Genomic DNA, 12559 nt, shown 5'->3' with positions numbered 1-12559 from the left:
AGACAGTGCGAACAAAGGCGAATACACGGCGAGCTTCACCCCGGCCGACGCGAAAGCGTACACCCTGGGCGTGGCGGGCCTGACCGGCTTCACGAAGACGGTGGACGCGACGACGGCGGCGGCAGTGGGTATCATTTTGGTTAAACCAGGCAATGTGACTGTAAGTAGAGGAGCAAGCCCGGAGCCAATCAAAGTTACGGGTGGAAATAGCCCCCTAACTTATGTAACGTCAGACCCTGGCGTGGTGACAGTTTCTGCTGACGGGGTATTAAATTTTATTGCCGCGGGTGTCGCTAAAATCACGATTATTGATAGTAAGGACCCGAGCTATAAGATCCAGTCAGTCGATTTTTACGTGACTGTTAATCCAAAAATAGGACAGACTTTACAGATCGTTGATGATGTTCCTCAGGCAGTGCAAGGGGCCAACTATCAGCTAAACATAACGGGGGGGAATGGTGGTCCTCTGCAATACCGGTCTTCCGATGCGTCTGTTGTTTCCGTGTCGGTTTCAGGACTGATGACATATAATTCTGTGGGAGATGCGACAATCTTTGTCACCGAACCTGCCCACGACGGTTTTGATGAGGTTTCAGTGTCGTTTGCGGTGCATGTATGGAAACCTTTAGATGGGTGGCATTGTAGTGCTCACGACGGACGTTACGCCCTTTGTCAGGGGCCGGCGCAACCATTCGATGCTAGCGTCGTTATAAGCAGAGATGGCAGCGTATGGTACAAAGACGTCATAAGAGCGGGCAGAACGTCTGTTGACATCGGCCCGTGGGCGTGGACCACTTACCCTCTCTCATTATCGGTAAATGGAGTAATCTTCTTAAGATTTTGAGGCTGATGGCAATTTGCGTTGTTTTTTTTGCACTGTAAAGTGAAGCGGAATGAAATCGGACACGGATGTCCTATTTCATCACCAGATTTCAGGTTACTGAGGCTCAATAGCCCACTCAATTCTTTTTTTTGTTCTTCAATAGCGAGCCGTCTTCATATTGCCTACGCCTTTTGAAAATCTGATTGGCATTTGACCTGCTTCCCCGTTGATTAACACACCGCGATGTTAGTAATGTCTTCATAAGCTACATGAGGACATGCCCATGAAGAAGCGTTTTTCCGACGAACAGATCATCAGTATCCTTCAGCGAAGCTGAAGCCGGGGTTTCTGCCCGTGAGCTCTGCCGTAAGCACGTCATTTCCGACGCCATTTTCTACATCTATGGACTACCTCAGTTTTGCAAGTACCGAATATGGTTTTGGGTTGTTGCTTACATCTATCCGGCATCAGGAAAATCTGTGCCCAAATGGGTAATCCGCACACAATCGCCTCAACAACTGGACGGCCTCTGAGGCCAGTATAAAAATCAGGTTCCGATTGTGCAGGTGCAACCTGTCACCATTTCTCAGTACGCTGCAACTTTTTCTGGCAGGGAATTAACTGCCCACTACCTGATACTCGGTTTCATTTCTCAGCATCGACCAGATTATTCTCGCGTTTTTATTGGCGACCGCCACGGTCTTTTTGTTAAAACCGCGCCGCTCCTTTATCTGGTTAACCCACTGATTCATATAAGGATCAGTGTTATTCGTGGCAACCCTGACGACAGCGCGTGCACCATGAATAAAAAGTGTCCGCAGATGCTTGTCGCCCTTTTTTGTCATATTCATCGGTACCAGCCTGTCGCCGCTCGAGTGCTGACGTGGAACCAGGCCAAGCCATGCAGCAAAGTGACGGCCGTTCTTAAATTCAGTTCGTTTGCCGATAGCGGCAACAACCGCCGTAGCCGTTTTAGGGCCAATACCTTTAACTTTGGCTATACGCTGACAGGTTTCTGATTGCCTGAATACTGTTTCAATTTCCTTATCAAAAAATGGATCCGACGCTCGAGATCGTTAAAGAGATCATAGAGCCCTGCAATTGTTCTGCGCATACGGGAGCTCAGACCGTTTTCTGCATCTTCAAGGATGAGGGGAATTGCCCGGCGAGCTCTGGAGACAGCACTACCAATGGGGATCCCCCGGTCAAGTAACAGCCCCCTTATTTGACAAATTGTTGCGGTACGGTGATTAACAATACGCTGCCTTGCCCGATGTAAAGCCTGGATATCCTGTTGTTCCGGGCTTTTTGGTGGCACAAACTGCATTGTCGGTTGCATCAGAGCCACTGCGATGGCTTGTGCATCATTACCGTCATTTTTTTGCCCGCGGACGAAGGGTTTTACGTACTCAGGACTGATAACCTTTACTTTATGCTCAGTTTCTCAAACTCACGCTGCCAGTAAAATGCCCCTGTGGACGCTTCGACCCCAATCAGACATGCCGGAATATTTGCCAGTGTCTGGAGTAATTCATTTCGGCCAGAGCGCTTCGTATAAACCGGTTTGCCTGCCTGGTTTAACCCGCAAAGCTGAAAAACGTTTTTAGCCAGATCAATACCCAGAAATACGATATTCATGGTGATTCTCCTGGCGAGCACATTTCGTACAATTAACCGCAATGGGAGGAGGTAGTCCATCCCATTACCTGGCGCAAGAAGTTTGGTGGCATGGACGTTCCTGAGGTGAAGCGACTTAAGTCGCCTGAAGAGGAGAACGCCCGACTAAAGAAGCTGCTTGCCGAAGCAATGCTGGATAAGGAGGCGCTTCAGGTGGCTCTTGGGCGAAAGTACTGACGACAGACCGGAAGCGGGAAGGCGTGGTGTTGATGTGTGATACGACCGGTCTGTCGCAACGTTGTGCCTGCAGGCATACAGGTTTGTCCCTGTCGACCTGCCGCTATGACGCCCAGCGTCCGCCTGCTGATACATATTTATCAGGGTGTATCACTGAGCGGGCGCTTGAACGCAGGCGTTTTGGCGACCGCCGCATCTGGCAGTTACTGCACTGTGAAGGGCTTTATGTCAATTACAAGCTGGTATACCGCCTCAGGGGGAAATACAGACCCCGGCCATCAAGGCAGGTGTGTATTCCCAAAGATGACGGGTCAGAAAGGCTGCTGAGTATACTGTGTCTGGAAGACAAAATCGTGCAACATGCGGTAGTGACCGTACTGAATCAAATTTATGAGACTGATTTTCTGGGATTTTCCTACGGATTCAGACCGGGAAAGGGTCAGCACGATGCTCTGGATGCCCTGAATGTTGCGATCATGGAGCGAAAGATAAACTGGGTGTTGGATCTGGATATCAGTAAGTTCTTCGATACAGTGGAATACGACTGGCTACTCCGTTTCCAGCAACACCGTATGAAGGACAGAGGCATACTGAGACTTCAAACAGTGGATCACAGTGGGTGTGATGGATGAACATGGTCACAGGAGGCGCTCGCGTCTCGGTGTACCTCAGGGGGCGGTGTGCTCACCGTTACTTGCAAACGTTTATCTTCACTACAGCTTTGACCTCTGGTTGAGCAAGAGCCGAAAATATGCTCAGGGGGATGTAGTGATAATCAGATACGCTGACGACGCAGTACTGGGATTCCAGAAACATCGTGATGCACGGGAATGTCAGGAGGCTCTGAACAGCGGCTGGGCAGATTCGGTCTGAAAGTCCATCCGGGGAAAACCCGCCTGCTTCGGTTCGGGCGATACGCTCTGAAACAGTACAGAGAACGACCAGAACTCGGGAACGTTCTATTTTCTGGGGTTCACCCACTACATCGGTGAGTTGCATAATAGCAGTCATGAGGAAAACCAGACGAAGCCGACGCATTGCGCAACTGAACGCCATAAAACAGGCGCTTCGTAAAAGACTTCATGAAAAGTCGGCAGAAACCGGTTGCTGGATAAAACGGGTAGTAGAGGGACATCTTAACTACTATGGAGTCCCCTTCAACATCAGGGCACTGACCCAATTTGTGGAGGAGGTGAAACGTTTGTGGCTGAAATCACTGAGACGAAGGAGTCAGCGGCACAGAATGAACTGGGCACGCTTCAGTCGGTTGTGTGAACGCTGGATCCCGTCACCCCGAATAATGCCCCCTTATCCCATGCAATGCTTCCACGCCAGAACCCGAAGTAGGAGCCGGATGCGTTAGCAGCGCACGTCCGGATCTGCGCGGGGGGTAGCCGATAACAGCTATCCCTACCGCAACCGAAAGGATAATAAATAATGATTAAACTTGCATTGGTGAGATTTATGATTGTAGATAATCTTATTTACAATAGCGTTATCAAGCATAAGAACACAGTTGTTGTGCCTGGACTGAATTGGTCATTCTGGCGCGACAGAAGAACAATGGATTTTCCAAACTGAAAATTAAAACCAAATATTTATGACTAGCGGGAAGTAAAATCATTGAAAGCAGTCATCATACGGTGCCTGTTTAAGAAATTATTTCGCACAATAAACACGAACTTCACGTGGGGTATAAATACCGATCGAAATAACTCGTAAAAAAACATCCATTCCAGATTCCTGGACTTCTGTACGAATAATTTTATCAGAACCACCACATATAGCCGCAGCATCGATAGTTTGCGCCTGTCCAATACCCTGAACAAAAAAGATTTGTTTCGTTTCCAGCACCGATTTTTCCGCAATGTCATCATTTATTTTAAAAGTTTGTTTTGCGCAGCCAGACAGTATTGCAGCAACAACAAATATTATTAATTTTTTCATTTTTAACTCCATATTGAAGGGTTATTATTCCGGGTGTGTTTTCTTCAGACGTAAATAAATTCGACAAAGTGGGTGAAATGCATACTATTATCGTATTATATATCAATGGTTGAACTATGTAATGTAGCAAAGCTATTTGCAAGCATCATCGCACTGTTTCTTTATGATTTCTTACATTCCGTTAAAATCGCGTGAATCTTCGCCACTGTTGTAAGTTGATAGCAGTTAATCCAGTTATAAAGTTCGTGAGTGACATAAAAAACTACTCGTTTAAAGGCCCATATTAAAAGAAACAGTAAAAGCAGTGGCCAGAAAAATGTTGTTACTACTACGCGAATAAGAATATCCTCTTTATAATTATATATGTGCCCTTTCATATTCATATATGCTGAGTAAAAGCGTAAAGCTAACAGTGATACTGAGAAAAGAACAACAAAGGTGATGAAATAATAAAACTCAATTAATTCGAAATGAGACTCAATAAAAAAGATAAAATTATCAGACATGTTAGTATCCTAATTAATGTTTAATATAGGTATGACCCATTATCAAGAGTGCGGTAATGACCGTATAAGCACCATTTACAGACTTTGAGATACATATTTGAGTTCTCTTGGAAGTTTAAATTGTCTGTATTACCCTGTATTTGACTAATATTTACACTGTTATAGCTGTTAATTATTGTCATGGCCTAAATCCCGATTTTTTATCGTCTGCCCAGGATCGGGGACACGTATTCTCCTTCATCCACAGCAATTTCCCCCTTTGTAGCCTGATAAATCCTTCGTCATTCAGTTCTGACATAATTTTATGAAGCGAACTCCTTGAAACCTTGTTTCTGGCGAGAATATAAGTATAAACGGACGTAGTGTTCCGTGCCTCTTCTCCCAGCTCCCAGAGGCAGCGAAGATATTCAATCACTGTCCCCCTGATTGTTTTATGGCCGAGCATTTTCTCCCGCTGAAAGTACATTTGCATATGATGGCTGATTATCATAAACGCATGGAACCAGTGGTTCTTTTGCGTCAGCAGCTGGATAAAGTTAACAGTATCAATCACCACTATCTCACAGTCCCGGTTGCAGCGAATGTAATGGGACTGCTTATCATGAAACATCTGAGCCATTCCCAGAATGGCGGGCCCTTCAATACTGACCGTGACGATATCGTTCTCTGTACTGCACAGGGATACGCAGCCACGTTTCAGAAAACCAATTTTATTTTCTTTTTTCATTTCAATTTTCTGATTTTTTTTTCTGATGCTCACATACGACTGACCTGATGTCTCAATGAGTTTACCAAGTATTAGCACTGATTCACATATTTTGTCGGGGTGCACAACACTCTCCGTTAGTTCAGGGCTATGAGTGTAAAAATATCCTCTGGCCAATAAAAAACACTACGCTGGCAAATACATAAACAAATGGGCTCTCGTTTCGAGAGGTCTTTAAGAAAACCTCAGACCTCTTATTTTATTATAATTACCGAAATCTTTTCTCATCACAACAATTTCTCGCAATTAAATGCATCCAAAATTACACATTCCAGAAAAATCATCAGTCTTATAAAGCATTATCTTATAAATCTTTTTAAAACAGTCTGTTGCAGTATTCGATGGCGACAATTGCAATTATAATGTTACCAGAATGTGTTAATACTTTTGCATTCTGGTTGACTCTCGTTTAATTAACGATACGTTGATGTACATTTTTGGGAAATCATTAAAAATAACCGAGTTTTATTTCCGATAACAGAGTGAATTCCTCTACTGGCCCTGCTGAACAGAACGCGTAGATAGGGCAGTGGTTTTCTGGTCAGGCGTGCAGGCGGTGGTGAATGACTGGCTTAGTCCGTCCGGTACTGCACGGGTGCAGTTGGGCATGAACGACCATTTTGAGCTCGCGATAGCGCGCTCGATATACTGGTCCGTATAACAATAGGCACGAATTGTTTTTTGCCCAGACGGTGGCCGACGTCATGTCGAACGCACTATGCTGAATGCGGGGCCGGGGTGAGTCTCTTCCGCAATAACTGGATGTGTTTCCCTGGATAACGACAACATCGGGCATAACCATCGCATGGGTATTAATGCAGAAACCCAGAGAGAGGATTATGTCCGTATGTGTGTCAACAGCTGCTTCAGGCTGACGGACTGGCATCATTCACGTGATCTGAAGAACGCCCCGCAGAAGGGGTCGACATATCATAATATGATTGTGCTGCAATTCCGTTAAACCGTTTCCATAAGTCTGGATTTTCAGTTCTGCCATTGACGGCCGTAATAAGCATTCATGAGAATGCTGGCCAGATCTTCTGCCAGCGGTAGTCTTGGATTGCAGCCGGTACAGGCATCGGCCATGGCATTCTCAACCATGATGCTAATTTTATCCAGCCAGTTGTTTTCTGAAATACCACAGTCACTGAAAGATTTTTCCACGTCCACTGAGCCGCGCAGGGTTTCAATTTTGGTGGCAAGACCCTCAGCGTCCTTCTCACCGACCAGCCTGGCCAGCTGGCTATACAGGACACCGGCGGCCGGCGCGTTATAGCGGATGACTGTTGGCAGAAGGATGGCGTTGGCCCGCCCATGCTCCACGCCAAACATACCGCCAACCTGATGGGACAGCGAGTGAACAATCCCTAATAGAGCGTTATTGAATGACATACCAGCCAGACACGATGCATCATGCATTTTCTGTCGGGCCTGCATGTTATCGCCATGTTTTACGGCAATCGGAAGTGCTGCAAAAATATCTGTTACCGCCCGTTCAGCCAGGCTCTGGGTATAAGCATCAGCAAGTGGTGTTACATACGCTTCCAGAGCGTGTGTCAGAGCATCCAGCCCCGTATTGGCAGTGACATGAGGGGGCATTGAACGACAAAGTTCGGCATCAACGATGGCGATATCCGGGCACAGCTCATAAGACACCAGTGGGTACTTAGTGCCTTTTTCTCGGTCCGTAATTACAGCCACACAGGTGGCTTCCGTACCGGTTCCGGAAGTGGAAGGTATGGCCACAAACCTAGCCTTTTTACGCAGTTCTTTAATGGTAAAGGGGGGAATGATATCCTTAAATTTTGTGTCCGGATATTCGTAGTACACCCACATGGCTTTGGCTGCATCAATCGCTGAACAACCGCCAAGACCGATGATCCAGTCAGGCTGAAAACTCATCATCGCATCAAAACCGAACATCACGGTCTCAATAGACGGATCCGCTTCCACGCCATCAAACACCTCTGTTTCAATCCCGTTTCTATTAAGAATTTCGCACGCCTTGTCAATATATCCGGATCGTTTCATAGAGCCCTTTCCGGTTACAATAAAGGCTTTTTTTCCGTTAATACGACCCAATTCATTAAACGAACCGATTCCATGGAAAGTCTGCCCGGGAACGATAAAACATTTAGCCATGATTTAATCCTTAGTTGATTTTTATATTATATAAAACAGCCGTTATATTTTTTTTACCAATTAGTTTTAATGCCTGCTTGCATTGATTTTAATAAGTAAAAAAATTAACAACCCTCACCTCAATTTATAAGAATGATACCTTGCAAGGATTCTTATTTATAGGCCTTAGCAAGGTTTTTATTACAATAAATATGTGCATTTTTACATATTGAATACATAGTTATTTATAATAAGTTGGCTTATTTTTTACAGTCGCTGAAACAGGTCACAGCGCATATAGATTCTTGTGAAAGACATTAAACAGTTTGCTGTTTCGACTGTTGCTTTATGCTGGCGATCTTATCAAAAAGTAACACATATGCTCCGCTTATGAGCCCGCCCAGTAGGGATCCAAGAATATAAATAAGTATGATGCCCGGTCCTTCACTTTTCTCTGGATAGGAAGGAGGCACCTGATAGCTGAACACCGGAAAATTGGCAGTCGGGATACTGATTTTCTCAAGTTCTTCCAGTCGGTATTTCCGGTTCCTAAGTTCCGGGTTAAGCTCCGTCAGATCGGATAAGCTTTTTTCAATATTAAGTTTACTGGCGAGTCCCTTGGCCCCCAGGGCCACGGAGAAATCAGGGTCATCATTTATGGATTGCCCCCGAGTATACACGGGGGCTGTTATGCCAGCAGACTCGGCAATTTGCAAGGCATAACTGAGCCGCTGAATGCGCGCAAGATGAATATTTTGCATGTCTGAGGATGCCAACGCTAGGCCACTTTTGTCGGTGTTGATTTTGAGCAGCAGTGCATCATGAAGATCCTGTTGTAATTCTGTTACGGTTCTGTCTGCAACAAAACGAATGTATCCTTTCAGGATATCCTGCGCACTTTGCGCGTCTGGCCCAGTAAAACTGAGTCTCCAAGAGCGATAAAGGGGAGGTGGCTCATTCTTGCCGCTAAACACTGCCTCTGATTTAATTAATAAAAACATAGCACTTGCTGCATGAGTGAGTCCTCGTACTGGCTCCGATGCACCGGAATACTGTCGTAAAAGGGCTGGCTTAGATTTTATATATTCTTCAGTTAATTGCTGAGACTGAAAATTTTTAATGAAAAGATCGAAAGCGCCGGGGCGGTCGAGCGGATAACTTACCCCTAGACTTTGTGCTGTGACCAGCGATTGCTGAAGTTGAGCCCATTGGCTTGGATCTACCGGAGTAACAATCGCGCTACTGGTCCATTTATGTGGCAAAAGCATTGAAGCACCAACGCTTGCCAGTGCAAAAAAAACAACGCAAATTGCAATCAGCCTCCGCGCTCGCCAGAAAGCGTTCAACAGGCTAAGCAGATCTAATTCCGCTGGATATTGCATGTCCCTTTGCGAAATACGAAAACTAGCAAATTTTTCGGCCCTTACTTCATCCTCATTGCCTTTTAGGCGATGTTGGGCACCTAAATGACTGATCAGTGGTGAGTCTTTATGATTACAATGTGAAGTTTCTGTTATGCACATATGTTTATATATCGGTCTTTTTGATGATTATGCGTACGATTAAAAATATAATTCTAACTACTAAGCTGGAAGGTCTAAAGCCTGTTTTACCGATAACGCTTTCCGCTCAAGCGCACTTCACTTCAAGCCATTTTAAATGACTCTGAGGTGTCTGTTAACTCGTGGCGATTCAATACCACTCAGCGAAACTACTCTTTTTTTTCAAATGCATGATGATGCCAGTAGCAGCACCATTTACAAATTTGGATATTGCTGAAATTACCTTTTTCGATTTCATTACTGAACTGGTCAAAGGTGTCACATAGTCCCGATTGTTTTAATATTCTGTTGTCACGAACGATGCAGCACCCTTCTCTGTGAATTACAAGCTGGTTATTTTTCTCGCAAAGTACATACATCGCTTTTTCCTTTTAAAAAAATAAAGTAGAATAAATTACCGTGATCTATTATTGAGTATTAATTTTGCGCATGGGTAACGGGAAGCATTTGTTTCATCCATATGCTGAAACTCCGCAGATGACAAAGACGGAGAAACTCAAGAGAAGATTTGCAGCCCAGTTTTTTATAGGCCGAAAATCGGTGATTATAAACGCTTGAAGCTTTGATGCCTAGCTGACGGGCAATGCTATGTATACCGAATCCGCTGTACATCATTCTGATAACCTGTCTTTCACGGTCAGTTAAGTAACGTAAATCCGGTTGATCGCTATCGGGAGCGTAGCAGGCGTCATTATTTTCATTAAACAAACCCTTCCATTCCTCAAGAGTCGCTTTAGCTTTTATACGCTTTTTCAGAGACGAGGGGATCATAAAGGCGAGATCGTTAAATGAACTGATAAGTATAAATATACTACGGCCGTCAGCCTGCTCATGTAACGCCTGATAGACATAGTCTGCTGTAAAAAAAACAAATCTTTCTGAAGGTTCCATCAAGACTGCCCGGTACAGATAACGGATCCCTGCTGAAAGATATACGTTGTCTGTATACACCTGTATTTGTCTCATATTCACACCGTTATAGCTGTTAATTATTGTCATGGCCTTAATCTCGATCTTCTATCGTCTGCCCAAGACCGGTGACACGTATTCTTCTTCATCCACAGCAACTTACCCCTTTGTAGCCTGATAAATCCTTCGTCATTCAGTTCTGACATGATTTTATGAAGCGAATTCCTTGAAACCTGGTTTTTGGCGAGGATAAAGGTTTAAACGGGCGTAGTGTTCCGTACCTCTTCTCCCAGTTCCCAGAGGCATCGATGATATTCAATCACTGTCCCCCTGATTGTTTTATGGCCGAGTATTTTCTCACGCTGAAAGCACATTTTCATATGAGGGCTGATTATCATAAACGCATGGAACTACAAGTTTTTTTTGCGTCAGCAGCTGTATAAAGTTAAAAGTATCAATCACCACTATCTCACAGTCCCGGTTGCAGCGAATGTAATGGGACTGCGTATCATGAAACATCTGAGCCATTCCCAGAATGGCGGGCCCTTCAATACTGACCGTGACAATATCGTTCTCTGTACTGCACAGGGATACGCAGCCCCGTTTCAGAAAACCAATTTTATTTTCTTTTTTCATTTCAATTTTCAGATTTTTTTTCTGATGCTCACATACGACTGACCTGATGTCTCAATGAGTTTACCAAGTATTAGCAGTGATTCACGTATGTTGTCTGGTTGCACAACGTTCTCAAGTTAGTTCAGAGCTATGAGTGCTGGAATTTCCTCTGGCCAATAAAAATTCATTACACAGACCGATGCATAAATAAATGGCCTCTCGTTTCGAGATGTTTTTAAGTCAACACCAGACCAGTCTTTTATAATAATTACCGAAATCTTTTCTCATCACAACAATTGCTTGCAATTAATTATGTACAAAATTACACACTCCAAAAAAAATCATTGATCTTATAATTAGTTGTCTTGAATTCTTTTTAAAACAGTCAGTTGCATTATTCTATGGCAATAAATGTAACTATAACATTGCCGGAATGTATTAATATCTTTTCATTTTGGTTGGCGTTCGTTTAATTAATAATGCGTTGATGTGCATTTTTGGATATTCATTAAAAACAACCAAGTCATTATATATATGGTTTTCGTATAGATCAAATACAGTTAAGTGGCAAGTTAAATTGTCAATGTATCAGATGGTTCTTAAAAATTAATACGGATATTTCCTCAGAAAATTCGGACTGAGCCGTATCCTCAAGTGAAGTCGACTAAAACCAAATGAATGTCTATACTGGGTGCGACACTTTACCCCTTTGTTTAGGAGGCTCCCATGTTAGTAATAAGAAAAATGAATTCTACTATAATGGAAACAATCAAAGTGACCTGTTCCATACCCAGATGCAGAGTGGCAATGTTTCACATAGCCAGATTGGAATGGCATTTACTTTCTTATGGAATCGAGAAATTCATAAAAACCAAAAAAAAACAGACTATCACCAATTTTTTAACCCGCAAGAAGATAGTTTGAAAGTTGTTTTTTACTATACTCATCTCACTAAAAAAGTTCAAGCTGTTAGCATTCAGTTAATATTTTCTGTATAAGTATAGGTTCTTGCCATTTATTCATTACAGATGACAGGATTGGCCTGAAATATCTGAAGTTGATAGTGCAGGGCTCAATTATAAGAGGCCGCAATGAAAATAATTATGCCCAGTGTTTTGCTAATCGTCTGCATTGTCGTACTAATTACGTTATTGTCTGCCATATACGATATGGATAATAATTATTAGGAATGCAGAAGGGTATAACTTTCCTAAGGAAAACTCACTAAATCTCCACGGGTAATCCAGGCGCTTCCGAACCATAGATAATATTGGTTTTCGTATTCTGTCGGTGGCATCTGATTGCTCGAGCCATACCGGCGCCTGCAGTTATAAATTTTTTCGATGTAATCGGCAATATCTACCCTATATTTATAGCCTGCATTGGTGAGGAAATTATTGATGTTTCATTTTCCCTGATAGGAATTCCTGATTCGCAGATGATTCGGAAACTTATT

The 12559-nt window shown here is 43.7% G+C and carries 9 protein-coding genes and 3 pseudogenes; 5 read left to right on the top strand and 7 right to left on the bottom strand.

The annotated features are described in order from the left end of the window. Window positions 1–844: hypothetical protein (locus SPH27_RS22130; protein WP_322435884.1), on the top strand; the 844-nt coding region annotated here is incomplete at its 5' end. Between the two features lie 262 nt (window positions 845–1106). Beyond that, window positions 1107–1227, top strand: a pseudogene (locus SPH27_RS22125) (transposase); the annotation flags it as partial. A gap of 213 nt (window positions 1228–1440) precedes the next feature. Here SPH27_RS22125 and SPH27_RS22120 read toward each other — a convergent pair. Beyond that, window positions 1441–2461, bottom strand: a pseudogene (locus SPH27_RS22120) (IS110 family transposase). Between the two features lie 66 nt (window positions 2462–2527). On the opposite strand from SPH27_RS22120, the pseudogene SPH27_RS22115 reads away from it, so the two are divergent. The 3 genes and pseudogenes from SPH27_RS22115 to SPH27_RS22105 form a co-directional block, all read left to right on the top strand. Then, window positions 2528–2931 (top strand): annotated as a pseudogene (locus SPH27_RS22115) (IS3 family transposase); the annotation flags it as partial. Window positions 2932–2964: 33 nt separating this feature from the next. Continuing rightward, on the top strand, window positions 2965–3309 hold the full coding sequence (locus SPH27_RS22110; protein ID WP_322435886.1) for a reverse transcriptase domain-containing protein: 345 nt from the start codon (window positions 2965–2967) through the stop codon (window positions 3307–3309). Next, entirely contained in the window at window positions 3302–3550 is a 249-nt protein-coding gene (locus SPH27_RS22105; RefSeq protein ID WP_322435885.1) for a reverse transcriptase domain-containing protein, read from the top strand. Before SPH27_RS22110 ends, SPH27_RS22105 begins: the two co-directional genes overlap by 8 nt. A gap of 786 nt (window positions 3551–4336) precedes the next feature. Here SPH27_RS22105 and SPH27_RS22100 read toward each other — a convergent pair. The 6 genes from SPH27_RS22100 to SPH27_RS22075 form a co-directional block, all read right to left on the bottom strand. Beyond that, window positions 4337–4624: a Bor family protein gene (locus SPH27_RS22100; protein WP_322435883.1), complete on the bottom strand. Its 288-nt coding sequence runs from the start codon at window positions 4622–4624 to the stop codon at window positions 4337–4339. Between the two features lie 684 nt (window positions 4625–5308). Further along, a complete protein-coding gene (locus tag SPH27_RS22095; RefSeq protein ID WP_322435882.1) occupies window positions 5309–5857 on the bottom strand; it encodes a Crp/Fnr family transcriptional regulator in 549 nt (182 codons plus the stop codon). 1023 nt (window positions 5858–6880) lie between these two features. Continuing rightward, entirely contained in the window at window positions 6881–8038 is a 1158-nt protein-coding gene (locus SPH27_RS22090) for an iron-containing alcohol dehydrogenase (protein ID WP_322435881.1), read from the bottom strand. Between the two features lie 296 nt (window positions 8039–8334). Then, window positions 8335–9540: an LPS O-antigen length regulator Wzz(fepE) gene (gene wzz(fepE), locus SPH27_RS22085; protein WP_322435880.1), complete on the bottom strand. Its 1206-nt coding sequence runs from the start codon at window positions 9538–9540 to the stop codon at window positions 8335–8337. 456 nt (window positions 9541–9996) lie between these two features. Next, window positions 9997–10470: a helix-turn-helix transcriptional regulator gene (locus tag SPH27_RS22080; RefSeq protein WP_322435879.1), complete on the bottom strand. Its 474-nt coding sequence runs from the start codon at window positions 10468–10470 to the stop codon at window positions 9997–9999. Between the two features lie 375 nt (window positions 10471–10845). Beyond that, window positions 10846–11124, bottom strand: coding sequence for a hypothetical protein (locus SPH27_RS22075; protein WP_322435878.1), 279 nt, complete (start codon window positions 11122–11124; stop codon window positions 10846–10848). Between the last annotated feature and the right edge of the window lie 1435 nt (window positions 11125–12559).

Origin of the sequence: Enterobacter sp. A103, assembly GCF_034427535.1 — a bacterium.
GTDB classification, from domain to species: Bacteria; Pseudomonadota; Gammaproteobacteria; order Enterobacterales; family Enterobacteriaceae; genus Enterobacter; species Enterobacter asburiae_B.
Note: the sequence above shows the minus strand (reverse complement) of the source record. Positions and strands in the feature narration are given on the sequence as shown.

What these genes read in the sequence shown, in the direction of transcription:
- SPH27_RS22080 (WP_322435879.1), bottom strand. Translation starts at nt 10,470, where the DNA reads ATGGAACCTTCAGAAAGATTTGTTTTTTTTACAGCAGACTATGTCTAT.
- SPH27_RS22095 (WP_322435882.1), bottom strand. Translation starts at nt 5,857, where the DNA reads ATGAAAAAAGAAAATAAAATTGGTTTTCTGAAACGTGGCTGCGTATCC.
- SPH27_RS22090 (WP_322435881.1), bottom strand. Translation starts at nt 8,038, where the DNA reads ATGGCTAAATGTTTTATCGTTCCCGGGCAGACTTTCCATGGAATCGGT.
- SPH27_RS22075 (WP_322435878.1), bottom strand. Translation starts at nt 11,124, where the DNA reads ATGAAAAAAGAAAATAAAATTGGTTTTCTGAAACGGGGCTGCGTATCC.
- SPH27_RS22105 (WP_322435885.1), top strand. Translation starts at nt 3,302, where the DNA reads ATGGATGAACATGGTCACAGGAGGCGCTCGCGTCTCGGTGTACCTCAG.
- SPH27_RS22100 (WP_322435883.1), bottom strand. Translation starts at nt 4,624, where the DNA reads ATGAAAAAATTAATAATATTTGTTGTTGCTGCAATACTGTCTGGCTGC.